The following is a 16,320-nucleotide window of genomic DNA, read 5'->3' as shown; positions in this document are numbered from 1 at the left end:
ATAGGTAGTATCGCGTCAATTGTTATGGCTAGCACTTTGTTCAATGCTTGTTCTTTTCTAATGCTATTTTACTAATCTAAATTTTGAGATATATCATTAAGCTGATTAAATCGGCTGAATCGTTCAAAATAGTTTACATTTTTCTAGTCCAGTCGCTATTCTTGGAGTATGATCTTGCTAAGTTGTGACATGCTCTTTTGAGGAACAAATGCGTCTTGAAATTCATTGTGCGGACCGTATCGGTATTGCTCAGGAAATACTTAATATCTTGGTAAGCTACCAAGTGGATCTAAAAGGGATAGAGGTTGATTCGGTTAATTGCCGGATGTATGTGAGTTTTCCTCCAATTGAATTTGAGCAATTTCAAAAAATCATGCCTGAAATACGCTTGATTGATGGTGTAGAAGATGTACGAACAACCGCATTTTTGCCATCAGAGCGTGAGCATAATGAACTTTATACACTCCTAAGTGCGTTACCGGATGGCGTTATTTCAATTGATGCTAAGGGTTGGGTTCGTCACTGCAATGATGCAGCGTGCAAAGACCTTAACCAGCCAGAAACCGAAATCATCGGCGCAAACATCAATAATTTGCTTAAAGGCTTCAATTTTACTCGTTGGTTAGAGGGCAAAGAAGTACTCGGTCAAACGACGCGGGTTGAAGTGGGTGGTGAGGACTATATCGCCGATATTTTGCCTATTTCTGTGCCACAGGGTAATGATGAAGATGTGTTGGCTGGCGCGGTTATTAATATCAAGTCGCAAAGTCGTTTAGGTCAGCAAGTTAGTGCGTTTCGTCGCTACGGTCAGGAGAGTTTTGCTACCATTCACAATTACAGTACGGCGATGCGTAGAGTCGTACGCGAAGCGCGCAAAATGGCGCAACTTGAAGCGCCAATTTTGATCACGGGTGAAACAGGTACGGGTAAAGAGTTATTAGCGCGTGCTTGTCACTATGCGTCTAATCGTTCATTAAAACCCTTTATTGCGCTTTCTTGTGCATCGTTACCTGATGATGTTGCCGAGTCAGAACTATTTGGCTATGCCGGATATGAAGATAACGCAGCGCCCAAACGTGGTGTATTAGAGCAAGCGGATGGTGGTACAGTATTTTTAGATGAAGTGGGCGAAATGTCTAAGCAGCTTCAGACCAAGCTACTGCGTTTTTTACAAGATGGCACGTTTCGCAAAGTCGGTGATGAAAACGAAGTAAAAGTGAATGTTCGCATTATCGCTGCAACACAAAAAGACTTGCCTGCGATGGTGCAAGAGGGAAGCTTCCGAGAGGATTTATACTATCGCATCAACGTGCTCACGTTAGAAATTGCGCCGCTTAGAGATAGAAAAGCAGATATTGGTCCACTCGCTGAGCACTTTATTCAAAAATATGCGCAGCAAAATGGTCATCCTGCCCCCAAATTGGCTCAAGATTGTTTGGAATTTTTAGAGCAATACCCTTGGCCAGGTAATGTGCGTCAACTAGAAAATTCAATTTATCGCGCAGTGTCGCTGTTAGATGACCAAGAATTACGCGTAGAGCACATGCAGCTACCCACATTTACCCATGACTTGGGTTATTTGGAATCTGATTTTGAAGGTTCATTAGAGCAGGCGGTGAAGCGCTTCGAAGCGACACTACTACGCAAGCTTTACCCTGCGTATCCAAGTTCTAGACAATTGGCCAAACGCCTTGGTTTAAGTCACACAGCGGTGGCGAATAAACTGCGTGAATATGGCATCAATCGTAAGACTGTGAAGGTATAATTTCTCATGGGCATTAATTTTTAATGCCCATATCTTTTGTCACACCATCTAATTTAATATTATCAATGCCATCTTTTTTGAACGTTATTTCGATACTGATATTGTTTCGCGCTAAAAAGTAATCCACTTTATTAAAGGTAAGCAAATAGTTGCCTTTGACTTCGTCGTCATAATCCTTTTTTTGTAGCGCAATCCGGTGTTTGCCAATCTGCCAATCAAATCCTTCAATAAAGCCCTTATTGAATTCCTGGATCCAAACTTTACTGTCATCTTTGCTTAAAGTTAGGGCAATGGAGTATGACTCTGGTAATTCAGCCATATTGTAAGTTTTGCTGCCAATACGGAAATCTTTGGATTTTTCGGTCCACGCAAAGCCAAACTTAAAAGGCTTTTCAACGCCCGTTGGGTATCGCAATGTACCTGCGCCTTCGAAATCAAAGTCGGCAAAGCTAAGGTGAGAAAAAAACAAGGAAAATAGTCCAAAAACAGCGGGTGCTAGGTAACGGTTTTTCATTGTGATCAACTTGTTAGGCTTTTTTTGAAGACTAGTTGAGCAAGCGAAAGTTGGCAAGTTAATCTTGCTCCATAAGGCTTGTATGTTAGACTGCCAAGTCTATTTATCTGGTTGGACCATTTAACAATGAACCTCTATTTTCGATTGCTGTTACTGTTCTGGAAAATAAAAAGAAACAAAGAATATCAATCACTCCTCGACGTGGTGGATTGTGAATTTAAAGTCATGCCAAGCGATTGTGACATTAACCTGCATTTAACCAATTCACGTTATTTGGCGTTTATGGACTTGGCAAGAACTTGGATGACCGAGCGCATCGGTTTGTTTTCTGCAGTTTTAAAGCGTCGTTGGTTTCCAATCGTAAATGCCACCGCCATCACCTATATCAGAGATATTAAACCTTTTCAGTCGTTTACTGTGAGCACTCGTTTGGTGGGGTGGGATCATAAATACTTCTATATTGAACAAAAATTTCATTCTGAGCGTGGGTTACATGCCATTGCTTATGTGCGTGGTGTGTTCAAAAAGAAAAAAGGCATTGTGACGGTGGAAGAAATGTTAGAGGTGGCAGGCTTTAAGGGTGAAACACCGATTCTTCCTGTCGAAATAATGCATTGGAAAGCCATGCTAGAAGAAAAGAAAAGTAACAATAAATGATAAAAGGCCACGGTGTGGCCTTTGGGATTGAGAAAGTAACTGTGTGAGTAAAAATTAAAACTTGTATTTAACACCAAACATGGCAACCACAGGGTCAAGCTCAACGTCTGAAGTCAGTGTTTTTACGCCATTTGCGTACACGGTTGCATCTGTATTGATATCCATTTTAGATACCATTGCGTGTAGGCCCCATTTTTCGTTTAACATGTAGTTAAAGCCAACTTGAAGCGCGATGCCAAACGAGCTATCTAGGTCTACTTTTACATCTTCTGTGCCAAGTGTGGTACGTAACGCAGGTGTCGCTTCTTCATCAAAAAACACGGTGTAGTTAAGACCCGCGCCTACAAATGGGCGAAACTTTTCTTCAGCGCCAAAAAAGTGGTATTGCGCCAATAATGTCGGTGGTAGATGCTTCACTTTTGCAATCTCAGCACCTTGTAAGCCGCCAGCACCGTTTACTGTGTGTGAGAATGGTGTTGCCGCGATTAATTCAAAAGTAATGTTATCTGAGTACTGATAGTCAAACGTTAAACCTAACTGTGTATCTGAATCTGCCACTAAGCCTAGCGCTTTGTTTTGCTCAATGTGAGATGCTGTATCGCTAGGATTTACGTTGATAGCACCTACGTTGATACTAAATTGTGCCTGAGCCAAAGGCGCTGTTACCAATAATGCTGATAGTAATGCAGTGCTAAGTGTTTTCATTGTCATCTCCTGAACCTATACGAGGTATATCTTTTTGATGGGTTCATATTAATTGGCGGGGAAAATAAAAAACTGTTCTAGATCAAATTTTGAGAATGGAAAGTTCAGAAATTTTTGAAACTTTGATTTAGATTAAGTTTTATGTGCGAACCACTGCAACTAAGCCCAATAAATATATTGGCTTGTCATAAACTTGACTTGTAAATGCAATGAAAGCGCAACTTCAGAACGCTGTAATATCAACAGTATGTTCTATTAAGAGCCGAAAATCATGGCACATCAACTAGCAACGCGTAAATCCCTTGAATTAACAACCATAGAAAAACTACAAACGCTTATTCAAGCACCTTCGATCACGCCCAGTGACGCAGGAACTTTGTCTTGGCTATCAGCCATATTAGAAGCACAAGGCTTTGAAGTGCTATTAAATGAAGAAGTACATGGTGTTAAGAATTTGGTGCTGAAGCGACATTTTTCGTCCGGGCCAAGTTTGGCCTTTGCTGGCCATGTTGACGTTGTGCCAGCGACCGATCGCGGTTGGGATGTATCGCCTTTTAGTGGTGATATTGTCAATGGTGAGATCATTGGTCGCGGTGCTGCTGATATGAAAGGGGGGATTGCGGCCATGCTCAGCGCAACAGAAGCGTTAAACAAGCAGGCAGGAGCGTGTCAGGGGACCTTTTATTGGTTACTCACTTCAGATGAAGAGGGTGAGGCTGAGTACGGCTCAAAAAGAATCGCGCACTTTTTAGAGCAGCATAATATCACCATTGACGCTTGTTTAGTGGGAGAGCCAACGTCAGATAAAGTGGTTGGTGACACCATAAAAAATGGCCGCCGTGGCGCTTTGTCTGGACGCATTCAGGTACGTGGTAAAGCCGGACATGTCGCGTATCCAGAAAATACCGTTAATGCGGCACATTTGGCTGGTGAAATCGTTTCGGCGTTGACGCAATTAGTATGGTGGAAGGATGAACCTGGTTCAAAAACACACTTGCAAGTCACTGGGATCACAGTGCCAAATATTGTTGATAATCTAGTGCCTAGTGAATGTGAGGTTACTTTTAATATTCGATATAGTCATGCTTATCGTGGCGAGAGTGTTTGCGCGCTGGTCGAGTCTGTGTTGGAGCAATGGCAGCACCATTTAAAATTTGTTTGGGAACGACCCTGTGAACCTTATTACACAGGCAGCCGTAGGCAAAATTGTTTTTTAGCGTTGGCTGAAAAGGCGATCCATCAGGTAACAGGGCAATATCCTGCGTTGAGCACATCCGGTGGTACATCAGATGGACGCTTCTTTGCGAGTGAAGAGACGCAGGTTGTGGAATGTGGTGTACGAAATCATACTATCCATCAAGTGAATGAGCGTGTCCCTTTATCTGATTTAGAAAAAATCGAGGAAATTTATCTCAATGTTTTACAAGAGTTTTTTGTTAAAAGAAACGAAGTTTAGAAAAAAAGTTCGCAAATATTCTTGAAAATTAATCGACAGACCATAAATAGTTTAGTGAAGACGCCGTAAAGGGTTTTTACTAACTAACATTATGAATTTATTAAACAAAAAGGTTGTGACTGGTTCAATCAGAAGAGTCATAGACCTATATCGCTTAATTATGAGGATATTATTATGCGCACAGTAGACCTATCACCGTTATACCGTTCATTTATTGGCTTTGATCATTTAGCATCATTGATGGATGCCGCAGCACGCACTGACAAACAGCCAAGCTTTCCACCGTATAACATTGAAGCGCTAGACCAAGACAAATACCAAATTACCATGGCTGTTGCTGGCTTTAGCGAGCAAGAGCTAAGTATTGAATCAGAAAATAATACGCTAAAAGTGGCGGGTACTAAGGCACAAAAGAGTGCGCAATCGGAGCGAAAATTTATCCACCAAGGCATTGCCGAGCGTAGCTTTGAGAGAAAGTTCCAGCTTGGTGATCATGTAAAAGTGATTGGTGCGGAGTTAGAACATGGCTTGCTCGTGATTAATCTAGAGCGAGAAATACCTGAAGCGCTTAAACCGCGGAAAATCGAAATTGGCGCGGGCAAATTGCTCGATAACAAATAGCGTAAGTAAGTAAGTTCCAACCAAACTCCCTGATAAAAGTAATGACATGCCGCTAATCGCTTTAGCGGCATTTTTTGTTTTTAGTGAATAGCATTAATTTGATAAAAAGCGCGAAACGCTAAATGGTGTAAGGTCGAGTGTGGTTGGTTTACCCGTCACAAGCTCTGTAATGAGCTTGCCCGTGATGGCAGAGGTCAGAATGCCCGTTCTAAAATGTCCACACGCATTTAAATAACCTTCAACCCCAGGTGTTTTGCCAAGAATAGGCAATTCGTCCGGTGTACCAGGGCGTAAACCAGCCCAGCAGCGCTTAATATTACTTTGTTTTAATATGGGTAAACACTTGGTGGCGCCTTGTGATAATTCACTGATCTTGTCGAGCGAATTGGTGACATCAAAGCCTTTTTCTTCTGTTGATGAACCAATGAGTATCTCTCCGTTGTCTTTTTGCGCTATGTAACAGTCGCTTGTGCTCACGCAGCCTCGGAGTATCTTTGGCATACGTTCAGATAACACGATTTGCCCTTTGACAGGGTAAACAGGCATGTTCATGCCCGTGGCTTTTTGAAATAACTCATTGGCCCAAGCACCAGATGCATTGATAAGCGTATCGCATTTATATGTGCCTGAGTTCGTTGTGACACCCACAACACGGTTGCCCTGTTTTAGTACATCACGTATTTCAGTATTTAAAATAAGCTCAACGCCATTTTGACGCGCGCCTTCGGTGTAAGCGTCTACTAAACGATAGGGGTTAACTTGGTGGTCGCAAGTAAAGTCGATTGCTCCAATGGCGTCTTTCGTAATATAGGGCTCTTCTTCTTTAAGTTGCTCAGCGCTGAGCCAGCGAACCTGATCTTTCAAGTGCGGAATGCCGCTCAGTATTTGGTCAGCGTAGAGTTTGTCTTCATGGTTGTACATGACGAATTTAAGCCCAGTGCGCTCAAATTTAAAATCGACACCATGCTTGTCTAACAGCTCTTTGTGCAATGCTGGATACATGTCGTTGGACGTCAGCGCAAATTCAAAAAAACAATCAGGCAATTGGTGCGGGCGCATGACTGGGATTTCTTGTCCGTTAGCTTCGCTTTGTAATTTAGACAGTGTTTTGAAAAAGATAACCCCACAGCCCAAACCCACAGACTCACCAATCGCCCATAGCCCGCCAGCGGAAGCACGTGAAGCATTACCGGGCTTTTTTATATCAATTAAAGCAATGCGTAAATTAGTATCGCGGCTTAGAAAGTATGCACAGGCGGCGCCAATTGCACCACCTCCGGCTATTACAACATCATACTGCTTCATGGTTATCCTCCAATAATTGAAACGGAATTGGGTCAAGGGGGAAACGTGGCTTAATAGTGCCAATGTTGTCGTAAATGCCGGCCTGGTGGAGGCGGTCGATGGCATAGCTCGCGCAAGTTTTACCTTGGCAGTCGCCCATACCAATGCGCGTGCGCATTTTTAAGCTTGTAATATCTTTCGCTCCTTGCTCAATCGCTTGATCTATTTGTGCTCGCGTGGTTTGCTCGCAGCGACAGACAATGGTATCGGCTTCTGGTAGGTCGAGTAAGCCCGGTTGGCGTGTGCTAAAGCGATCAAAGCCACAGCGAAAACGCTTAATTCGCTCTAACTTTCTCATGATTTTTCCAGCATGTTGCGCCGCTTGCTTAGGGGTAATGATGGCACGGTTTTGCGCTATTCTTACTGCTGCAATTTGTCCTTCGCAAATGGCGGCATCGGCGCCAAGCAAACCATTGCTATCACCTACAATATAGGTGTTAGATAAGTTACTTTGAAACCACTGATCAAGCTTGGGCACATAACCGCTGATTGTGTTATAGCTGTGCTCAACCCCTAACAACATGGCAAGTTGGCTGCGAGCAACAAAGCCGTACCCAACACCTATTGCGTCAACATCGAGGGTTTTGCTCTGTGAATGAAGCGCACGCCAATTACTATCGTACGGCGCCACTGTAATGTGCTCTAAACTTTGCTTGCCATGCGCCTTGACGATGCCCCAACCATAGTGAAATGGGATACTATGCTTTTTAAGATAAGCCATCATGCTCAGCCCTGATAGCGTTAATTTAGGCTTATTTAATAAAGCAATGGCTTCTTTCGCGAGTTTGTTAAACTGGCTGGCTTCGTATACGCCAACAACATCCACACCTGCTTTGTGTAGTTGGCATGCCACCAAGGGTAATAATGGCCCTGTACCGACCAATGCCATTCGAGCGCCAGGTTTTACAAGGCCACTTTTGATTTGTAGCTGCACGCCACCTAACAACATCACGCCGGGAATATGCCAGCCAGGAAAAGGAATGCTGCGTTCATGACAACCCGTTGCTAGCACCAATTCATCATATTTGAGACTGGATAGCTCGTTGTTTTTGTTTAGCAACAGTTTGTTGCTGCCTTCGGGACCTAATACTCGGGTGTTGGTCATGAGTTGAATATGCTGTGCTTGGCTTTCAAAACGTGTGCGTAGCGCTGCCATTGCGCGTTGCAGGTTATCGTCGAGATGCGGCAAACTGTTGGTTTGGCGCAATGGGCCACGATAGATAACGCCACCGATTTTTGGGGCTTCGTCTACGACAACGCTTGGTATGCCATATTTGCCAAGTTGTGCTGCCGTTGCGGTACCTGAAGGGCCTGCACCAACAATAACCACAGGAGTTTGCGTATTCATTTTATGCCCTCCTGTACAAATCGGTTTGTGAGCGTTTCAACTTTCATATTGGGTTGCACCAATGTTTGACATGCGCGCTGTTTAAATTGATCGTTTACTTTGACATGGCAGCAATGACACACACCCATGCCACAATATGCGCCAGAATGAGCATCATGATCATTGTGCATGATGGCTTTATGGTCCGTTGCCAGTAGCACACTCAGTATGGTTTCACCTTCACTGGCAGCGACTTTGTTATGATTGATCTCTATTTCAAAAAGGGAGGATGATAATGGTGTTATATCCTTTGTTCGTTTTAACGTTTTCATTCTTGCCTCGAATAAATTATCTCAACTTAGTGTCCTTGGGTGAATAACTCACCCTAGTCGGCAGAGTATAGATGAATAACGGGGGTAACAAACGATATTTTTACATAAAGTTAACTTTTTGAAGGTTGTTTGATCTAGATCTATCTTATTTAACTATGAGCGAAGAATGACGACACTCAATCATTGCGCGTCTAATTGCTGTTGTAATTGTTCGCTCATTGCTTTGATACCGGCTATTTTTTCCTCTGCAAAGGTTAACTCTGCTTGGCTAATGCCTTCCTTTTTCCCTCGCTCCAACAGAGCTTCTAAGCGCGCTACTTTACTCTTTGCGGCAATGATGAATTGCTGTTTGAGCTTTTTCTCCTGATTGTCGCCAAAGGCTTGATAGCTATCATAGTCGTCTAAATCACCTTGATATGTGGCATTTTCAACGGGTTTACCAATGGGGGGAATATCGTCATCGGTTGCTGCAACTGGCGTATCATTTATGGCGATAACCTCTTCTGTATGGTTCATGACAGTAGGCGTATTGAGGCTGATCTGTGATTGTGCTGTTGTCTCTCGCTGAGTTTGTTCTGCTTGCGTTTTGGCACGCTGGCTGCTCGCAGCAAACTCTTGCTCCATAGAAGGGGCGCTCGACTGTGCAAAGTACGCTGCGCCGCCAATTATGAACATTGTTATAATAGCGCTAACAACGTACCGTTTTTTCATAGCGGTACACCATTTTCAGCAAGCCATTGCGTTTTTAGTTTTTCATAAGCCTGTTTAGCAAACTCTTCGGTTAATGCGAGTTTGGCTTGATATTTAACCGTTTCACTTTCAACGGGATAATACGCGTAAAAGCGCTGCCTAGTTTGCGCGACTAACCACTGTCCTTTGGGTGTGCGAATTGGCTTAGATAACTGCTCAGGGCGTAGGCTGAAGGCAAGCTGTTGCGCCCATGTATTTTGTTTTTGACGTTTAATAAGCCCTTGATTTTGTGCAAACAAGTCTTGCACATTAAAGTGCAGCGTTGCTTGTTCAAAGCTGTGTGTAGTGGCAAATTCTCTAAATTGCTCCGCTTTGTTCTTATCTGTAAATTGCACTGCATTGGCTTGTACTTTTTCGATGTATTTAAAGCGTTCTTTGTTGGCTTTGAAGTAGTCGTTGACAACTGAGCCTGTAATGCTTTGTTGTAGCTGCTCTACGTATTCACTACGTTCGCCATGCATGCTGTGTATGACGCCAAAGTAATTCTGCATTACGGGTCTTAGTAACTCGCCTTTAGCTATATCGTTGAGTCGATGACGTGACAGCCCCTGTGAGCGCATTTGTCCTTCCAGCTTTTGCATGGTTAGATTGAAGTGTCTGTGTTCGCTCACTAATGCCCTAAACAAGTTGATGTCGCCTTGATGTAGCTTATAGCGATTTTGCATGGATTGCTCTTGCATCAAGGTTGCTAGGGTTAATGGGCCATTGGTTAAATTGCTTAAGTCAATTTCCTGCATTTTTGCTAATTGCGTATGTGAATACACATTGTTGTTTGGATAACTCGGTAAGCTTTTTTTCAACCATGCAGCACTGTATGGTGTCCACGCTTTGTCAGTGAGCTTGCTGGTCTTCGGGAGTTTAAAGCGTTCTTTTAATAGTGATAGCATATATCGGCGAGTATGATAGTCAGTACTAAAGCCGACCATAGACTGTCTTTGCAAAATCTCTGGGTGGCGCGTTTTGGCTTGTTCTAACAGAAAACTATTTTCAAGTAGACGCGCTTTGGCTTGCTGCGTAGTAACGCTAGGATCTTTATTTTTAAGAGCGAGTTGAACTAACTCTACCTCAGCGTTAGGGAAGATGACTTGTGCAAATATTGGCAAGCTTAAGCAGCTTGCCAATAGAATAACCAACTTACGCATTAGCGTGCCACCATGGCATGGTTCAGTAAATGTACAACCATTGCAATTGCATGCGGGATCACCAGTTTTGCTGTGTTCAAACGGTCGTAGTGATCTTTTGAGTTAAGCACGATGCCACCTTGAGAATAAGAAAATGAGCCGCCTTGTGTAAGTAGAGGGCGAATGTCTTGACTGTTTGCCGAAAGCGGCGAAAACGTGTCTAGTGCCTCTTTTACTAGCTGCGCATTGTTTAGACTTTCTTTATCGTAATAATCTTTGACCCAAGACTCCCAACTAGCGTGGTTCAGATCCGACGTGGTCCATGTATGGTGAGGCTGCAACAAATCTGTGGTGTGAAAAACGAAACCAAGGATCTGTGGATTACCGCTTTGCAGGTACTTTTGATACCAATATTGACCTAGGTTATCGATAGGCTGAAACGGCATTTCTTCGAAGTCGTCATACATACTGTATGTTGAGTGGCTATCAACTCGGTAGTTTGCTTCAGTAATGCCGTAGCTGTTGTATTGAGTGTCATCGGCTCTAAACCAACCAGTTTCGCCACCACGACCGTCATCTAAGTAATCACCTTTTAACCACGTCGAAGCAATCGAATCGACAGTTCCCCAAACTGTGAGCTTTTCCCAGTTGTAGCCACCAAAGTCATTGCCATGTGCATCTGGGCCTTGCGTGTGGTTTTGGAAATGCCAATAACTTGTGTATTTTACGATGCTTTCTGCCGCACCCCAAAGTGGTGCTTGTACGCAGTCACCGGTAATGGCACCACAAAAAAAGGTATCTTCGAAGTCATCCACATCAAAAGCCGCTTGGCCCAGTAAATTCGCCAGTGCATTTATGCTCATGTTGTTAGCTTGTGCGTATTGCACTAGCTTATTGTATTGCGTGGTATTTGGGTTTTGCGCCATATAGTTGACGGCGTCTATCACAATACGCTTATGCGTTTCTTGACTAAAAGCATTCGCATCAATTGCCGTAACACTTAACAAAGGTAATGCACGCAGTATTAATTTTTTCATAACAATCCTTGGGTAAAGTAATAACTCTAGTTCAAAAGGCGTTATTTGACACACTTTTTGTTACACTTAGGTTGCATTAATATTAAATGTTTTTGTAACTCATTGTATGAAAACTGTGATTGTTGAAGCGGGTCTGGTCAGGTATTATTAGGCATCAATTTCGGCACAACGTAATGCAAATAAGAAAAATCATGTCATGAGAAAATTATTTACACTCCTGAGCTGTTTGATAGCAGCGCTATCTTGGGGAGTCTATGCAGAAACACCACAGCACGCGCCTTTTCAAAACTTAGAAGAGGACGAACTGTATTGGCAATTAAGCCTTGGACTATATGGCGTTAAAACGCAGCTGCCAGAGTTAGTTGGTGCAGACTCCGACTTCAGTGGCATAACTGTGCTTGCAGATATCACCGTTGAATACAAAAATTTCTACCTAAGGGCACGTTCAGGTGACTTTTTTGGTGGCGCCGATGTCGGATATCAGCTTTGGCAAAGTGACGACACAGGCTTTGATTTAATCGTGGGGAGCTATGAGCTACCTTTTAGCGAAACAGGATATGAGGATAGCGATAAAATCGTCCCTGAGCTTGCCGGTATCAAAGAGCGTGAGCAAGATACATCATTAGGAGTCGCTTACTATAGAACCATTAACGATTACCAAGTTATTGTCGAGTTAGTGTATGACGCGCTCGGTGAGAGCCGTGGTTGGGTGTTACATGCGGAATCAACTAGAACATTTGAATTACGCAATTGGGATCTATGGTTGAACTTTGGTGTAAATTACTATTCGGGTAATTTTATCGATTATTTCTATGGCGTTGATAGTGATGAGCAAACTGCATTTCGACCTATGTACGAATTAAGTGGTGGCGCTTCGGTTTTTACTCAGCTCCAAGCTAACTATCCGATTTCACAAAGCTGGGTTTTCAGTGGTGGTGCATCATTGTTAGTCGGAAGTACTAATGTAAAGAATAGCCCGTTGGTTGAGTCTCAACATGCCAGTGTTATTTTTGCGGGAGTGAAGTATGTATTCTAAATTCATATCCGCAAAACTTTTACTAGGATTAGTAGCTACAATTGCAACCTGCCAAGCTCACGCTAAAAGTGAGAACTCAGGTCAAATATTGAATGTAACACCCAACAAGTGTGTTGCACTGACTCAAGGAAGAACCTGTTATGCAGATGTCGAATTTAAAGTTGTAACGCCAAAGGTAGGCGACTATTGCTTACGTGAGGGGTATTCAAAGAAAATCCTACAATGTTGGGCGAATACACAATCATTCTCGTACACGCTAAATTTTGGTTCAGAACAGAGTCTGAGCTATGAACTTATTTCTCAAGCACAAAGAGATGTGCTGGCGGTGACGACCATCGAAGTCAACTGGGTACATAAGGTACAAACCAAAAAGCGTCGTTGGCGTTTGTTCTAAGCCCTCAAAAAAGAGAAAGCGCTCTTGTGAGCACTTTCTCAGCGAAACCATATGGTTAAAAGCGAACCCGCGACTAACGAGTTACATTAGACACGCGTTGCTCTCTGATCTGCTGCAAGCTAACAACATTACAGATGTTGAATAACTCTTCTTTGATTATATTTGCAAATATGTGCAACGCCTTACGCCACGCATTTCGTAAAGCAAGCGTAAATTGTGCGCCTAAGTGTAATTGCAAGGTACAGATCATCGCGTTACAAAGTACGGAAATATCACGTTCACTGGGGTTAAGCATGGCCAGATTTGGTGCACATTTTTTAATGAAATGGGCTAATTGCTCTTGTTGTGGTAACAAGTAAACCGCTTCTTGTATAAAGCGGCTAATCGACTGCTCTACACTGAGTAATTGTTCATTGTTTCTAGGCAGCAATAATTGCGTATCGTAGCGATTAACTTGAGTTTGTAGGCTTACACAAAAACAGTGAAAGTTTGGTTGAATGATAGATAGAGATTGCGTCAATAGTTGATATTGATAGGGAGAAATACTCATAATCGCCTCTTCGTCGATTAAGAGCGCATCCGTTTGCTCGGTTAGTGCTGCTTAGTGCCATTTTTTATTTCTAGATAGATGACACCACCGTTTCGCTTATAAATTATCTAGGCTAATTTATTGCTGATAATTTTGAGTATAGCGCTTATGTGGAACTATGCGAGATAGATTCTAATATTGTGCGAATATACTTATAGCTGTGCGACTTATCTGCAATTAATGTTGTGCACACCAAGCCGCTGATTACCTGCAAGTGCCCGAAGACTCTATTTAATTGGTTGTGAAGGTTGCTTATTAATGGAACTGTCTTTATAATACAGCGCATATTTTGCAGTACTCACTGCTTATTATTGGCGCGGGATGGAGCAGCCTGGTAGCTCGTCGGGCTCATAACCCGAAGGTCGTCGGTTCAAATCCGGCTCCCGCAACCAAACTTAGAATGTTTTACATTCTTGTACGGTTTCGCGCATTCTTTGTAATGCGCGTTTTGCGTTTAAGCGTCAGCTTAATAAAGCTGCAGTGGCGCGCAACCAAGCTAGGCCTTTGGCCACACAGTTTTGTTTTAGGTGTGACGCCCCGCTTGGTTCGGGGCGTTGTTGTATCTGCAGTTTAGGTTTCTATCCCAAGCTTTGGTACGAAACAACTAAGTTATTGGGGCTAAGGCCCTTTTTTTGTTTGTATGGAGGAAATTTGTGTCAAAACTCGAGCAAGAATTAACAGCAATGTTGGAACCTGCGGTTGCCGCATTAGGGTTTGAATTATTGGGTCTTGAGTTTGTGCAAGCTGGTCGTCATTCTACATTGCGTGTTTATATCGAACATGAAAATGGTATTACGGTAGACAATTGTGCAGATGTAAGTAGACAAGTCAGTGCGATTTTAGATGTCGAAGATCCGATCACAAACGAATACGATTTAGAAGTGTCGTCACCTGGTGTTGATAGACCGCTGTTTAAACCAGCACATTATGAAAAAGCGCAAGGCGAAGAGGTACGTATTCGTACTAAATTGCCGCAAGATGGTCGCCGTAACTTTAAAGGTGACTTAATTGCTGTGAGTGGTGACATGATCACTGTGAGCATCGATGGTAATGAACATATGATTATGCTTAGCAACATCGAGCGTGCGAATATTATCGCAAAGTTTTAACTATTGAGTGCGAAGGACAAGGGCAAGCGAGGCATTACCTATGGCAAAAGAAATATTATTGGTGGCAGAAGCCGTTTCCAATGAGAAGGCAGTCCCAAGAGAAAAGATTTTTGAAGCGTTAGAGTTCGCACTAGCGACTGCAACAAAGAAAAAACATACTGGTGAAATTGAAGTTCGTGTTTCAATTGATCGTAAAACGGGTGAATACGATACGTTCCGTCGTTGGATGGTTGTAGAGCCACAAGAAGATGGTTCACTAGAAAACCCATACGCAGAGATCACGATCGAAGCTGCTCAAGTAGATGAACCAGAAATTCAACTTGGTGACTACGTCGAAGAACAAATCGAGTCTATCAAGTTTGACCGTATTACGACACAAATGGCCAAGCAAGTTATCGTACAAAAAGTACGAGAAGCTGAGCGAGCATTGATTGTTGAAGCGTATAAAGACCAAAAAGGCGAGCTGGTAACCGGCGTTGTTAAAAAGGCAACTCGTGACGCTATCGTGATTGATTTAGGCAACAATGCTGAAGCGGTTATCTACCGCGAGGATATGTTACCACGCGAAAGCTTCCGCCCTGGCGACCGAGTTCGTGGTTTGCTTTACGAAGTTAAGCCAGAAGCACGTGGCGCACAATTATTTGTCACTCGTTCGAAGCCTGAGATGCTGATGGAATTGTTCCGCATTGAAGTACCAGAAATTGGCGAAGAAATGATTGAGATTCGTGGTGCAGCGCGTGATCCTGGTTCTCGTGCAAAAATCGCAGTTAAATCTAACGATAAACGTATTGACCCAGTTGGTGCGTGTGTGGGTATGCGTGGTGCGCGTGTTCAGGCGGTTTCTACAGAACTTGGCGGTGAGCGTGTTGACATCGTGTTATACGATGACAATCCAGCACAATTCGTTATCAATGCAATGGCACCAGCTGAGGTGGCATCAATCGTGATGGACGAAGATTCTCGTTCAATGGACATCGCAGTAGAAGCGGATAACCTAGCGCAAGCAATTGGTCGTAATGGTCAAAACATTCGTCTTGCTAGTCAGCTAACTGGTTGGGAATTAAACGTGATGACGGTTGAAGACATGGAAGCGAAAAACGCGGAAGAGTCTGACAAGCTAGTTAACTTATTCACAGAAAACCTTGATATTGATGACGACTTCGCGACGTTACTTATCAACGAAGGTTTTTCTACACTAGAAGAAGTTGCTTACGTACCGGTTGCTGAGTTCCTAGAAATTGATGGTCTTGATGAAGACACAGTTGAAGAACTGCGTAACCGTGCAAAAGATGCATTAACGACAAAAGCACTTAAGACAGAAGAAAGCCTAGAAGGTGCAGAGCCTGCTGAAGACTTATTAGCACTTGAAGGTTTAGAGCGTCATCTTGCATTTGTAATGGCAAGTAAAGGCGTTGTTACGCTAGAAGACTTAGCTGAGCAAGGCATTGACGAACTCGTCGAAATAACAGAATTATCAGAGCAAGAAGCTGGGCAGTTGATCATGGCTGCACGTAACATTTGTTGGTTTGGTGAAGACGCATAATTTATTAACGGAGGTAACAC

Annotated in this window: 17 protein-coding genes and 1 tRNA gene; 9 read left to right on the top strand and 9 right to left on the bottom strand. The window is 43.1% G+C overall.

Going from position 1 to position 16,320, the window contains the following annotated elements:
- Positions 1–208: 208 nt before the first annotated feature.
- Entirely contained in the window at positions 209–1,765 is a 1,557-nt protein-coding gene (tyrR, locus tag AC5FX4_RS15880; protein ID WP_493607309.1) for a transcriptional regulator TyrR, read from the top strand.
- 13 nt (positions 1,766–1,778) lie between these two features.
- Here the strand turns inward: tyrR and AC5FX4_RS15875 are convergent, their stop codons facing one another.
- Entirely contained in the window at positions 1,779–2,279 is a 501-nt protein-coding gene (locus AC5FX4_RS15875; RefSeq protein ID WP_493607308.1) for a hypothetical protein, read from the bottom strand.
- Positions 2,280–2,405: 126 nt separating this feature from the next.
- Here AC5FX4_RS15875 and AC5FX4_RS15870 point away from each other — a divergent pair, with 126 nt between their 5' ends.
- The gene (locus AC5FX4_RS15870; RefSeq protein WP_493607307.1) at positions 2,406–2,936 is read left to right on the top strand and encodes a thioesterase family protein; all 531 of its coding nucleotides are present in this window, start codon (positions 2,406–2,408) and stop codon (positions 2,934–2,936) included.
- A gap of 54 nt (positions 2,937–2,990) precedes the next feature.
- On the opposite strand, the gene AC5FX4_RS15865 is transcribed toward AC5FX4_RS15870, so the two are convergent.
- Positions 2,991–3,641 (bottom strand): OmpW/AlkL family protein, encoded by a 651-nt coding sequence (locus tag AC5FX4_RS15865; protein ID WP_493607306.1) that lies wholly within the window; start codon positions 3,639–3,641, stop codon positions 2,991–2,993.
- A gap of 271 nt (positions 3,642–3,912) precedes the next feature.
- Between AC5FX4_RS15865 and dapE the strand changes: the two genes are divergently transcribed.
- Positions 3,913–5,097 carry a succinyl-diaminopimelate desuccinylase gene (dapE, locus tag AC5FX4_RS15860; protein ID WP_493607305.1) on the top strand — a complete coding sequence of 395 codons (1,185 nt, stop codon included), beginning with the start codon at positions 3,913–3,915 and terminating at the stop codon, positions 5,095–5,097.
- A 174-nt stretch (positions 5,098–5,271) separates the two neighbouring features.
- The gene (locus tag AC5FX4_RS15855) at positions 5,272–5,718 is read left to right on the top strand and encodes an Hsp20 family protein (RefSeq protein WP_493607304.1); all 447 of its coding nucleotides are present in this window, start codon (positions 5,272–5,274) and stop codon (positions 5,716–5,718) included.
- 93 nt (positions 5,719–5,811) lie between these two features.
- Here the strand turns inward: AC5FX4_RS15855 and AC5FX4_RS15850 are convergent, their stop codons facing one another.
- The 6 genes from AC5FX4_RS15850 to AC5FX4_RS15825 all read right to left on the bottom strand — a co-directional run bounded on the left by AC5FX4_RS15850 (position 5,812) and on the right by AC5FX4_RS15825 (position 11,629).
- Positions 5,812–7,023: an NAD(P)/FAD-dependent oxidoreductase gene (locus AC5FX4_RS15850; RefSeq protein ID WP_493607303.1), complete on the bottom strand. Its 1,212-nt coding sequence runs from the start codon at positions 7,021–7,023 to the stop codon at positions 5,812–5,814.
- Complete coding sequence (locus AC5FX4_RS15845) at positions 7,010–8,410, bottom strand: FAD/NAD(P)-dependent oxidoreductase (RefSeq protein WP_493607302.1); 1,401 nt, start codon at positions 8,408–8,410, stop codon at positions 7,010–7,012. Before AC5FX4_RS15845 ends, AC5FX4_RS15850 begins: the two co-directional genes overlap by 14 nt.
- Positions 8,407–8,721 carry a (2Fe-2S)-binding protein gene (locus tag AC5FX4_RS15840; RefSeq protein ID WP_493607301.1) on the bottom strand — a complete coding sequence of 105 codons (315 nt, stop codon included), beginning with the start codon at positions 8,719–8,721 and terminating at the stop codon, positions 8,407–8,409. Before AC5FX4_RS15840 ends, AC5FX4_RS15845 begins: the two co-directional genes overlap by 4 nt.
- Positions 8,722–8,901: 180 nt before the next feature.
- Complete coding sequence (locus AC5FX4_RS15835) at positions 8,902–9,432, bottom strand: hypothetical protein (RefSeq protein ID WP_493607300.1); 531 nt, start codon at positions 9,430–9,432, stop codon at positions 8,902–8,904.
- Positions 9,429–10,613 carry a peptidyl-prolyl cis-trans isomerase gene (locus AC5FX4_RS15830; RefSeq protein WP_493607299.1) on the bottom strand — a complete coding sequence of 395 codons (1,185 nt, stop codon included), beginning with the start codon at positions 10,611–10,613 and terminating at the stop codon, positions 9,429–9,431. Before AC5FX4_RS15830 ends, AC5FX4_RS15835 begins: the two co-directional genes overlap by 4 nt.
- Positions 10,613–11,629, bottom strand: coding sequence for a phospholipase C/P1 nuclease family protein (locus AC5FX4_RS15825; protein ID WP_493607298.1), 1,017 nt, complete (start codon positions 11,627–11,629; stop codon positions 10,613–10,615). Before AC5FX4_RS15825 ends, AC5FX4_RS15830 begins: the two co-directional genes overlap by 1 nt.
- Positions 11,630–11,825: 196 nt before the next feature.
- Between AC5FX4_RS15825 and AC5FX4_RS15820 the strand changes: the two genes are divergently transcribed.
- The gene (locus AC5FX4_RS15820) at positions 11,826–12,665 is read left to right on the top strand and encodes a MipA/OmpV family protein (RefSeq protein ID WP_493607297.1); all 840 of its coding nucleotides are present in this window, start codon (positions 11,826–11,828) and stop codon (positions 12,663–12,665) included.
- Positions 12,655–13,059, top strand: coding sequence for a DUF3019 domain-containing protein (locus AC5FX4_RS15815; protein WP_493607296.1), 405 nt, complete (start codon positions 12,655–12,657; stop codon positions 13,057–13,059). The genes AC5FX4_RS15820 and AC5FX4_RS15815 overlap by 11 nt, the downstream gene beginning before the upstream one ends.
- Before the next feature lie 73 nt (positions 13,060–13,132).
- On the opposite strand, the gene AC5FX4_RS15810 is transcribed toward AC5FX4_RS15815, so the two are convergent.
- Entirely contained in the window at positions 13,133–13,609 is a 477-nt protein-coding gene (locus tag AC5FX4_RS15810; protein ID WP_493607295.1) for a globin, read from the bottom strand.
- 354 nt (positions 13,610–13,963) lie between these two features.
- Between AC5FX4_RS15810 and AC5FX4_RS15805 the strand changes: the two genes are divergently transcribed.
- The 3 genes from AC5FX4_RS15805 to nusA all read left to right on the top strand — a co-directional run bounded on the left by AC5FX4_RS15805 (position 13,964) and on the right by nusA (position 16,300).
- Positions 13,964–14,040 (top strand) — tRNA-Met (locus tag AC5FX4_RS15805).
- 261 nt (positions 14,041–14,301) lie between these two features.
- On the top strand, positions 14,302–14,757 hold the full coding sequence (gene rimP / locus AC5FX4_RS15800; RefSeq protein WP_493607294.1) for a ribosome maturation factor RimP: 456 nt from the start codon (positions 14,302–14,304) through the stop codon (positions 14,755–14,757).
- A gap of 40 nt (positions 14,758–14,797) precedes the next feature.
- Positions 14,798–16,300 (top strand): transcription termination factor NusA, encoded by a 1,503-nt coding sequence (nusA, locus tag AC5FX4_RS15795; protein ID WP_493607293.1) that lies wholly within the window; start codon positions 14,798–14,800, stop codon positions 16,298–16,300.
- The last annotated feature ends 20 nt before the right edge of the window (positions 16,301–16,320 follow it).

It is taken from the genome of Pseudoalteromonas sp. ATL1, assembly GCF_058933015.1.
This window is presented reverse-complemented; position numbering and strand designations above follow the sequence as displayed.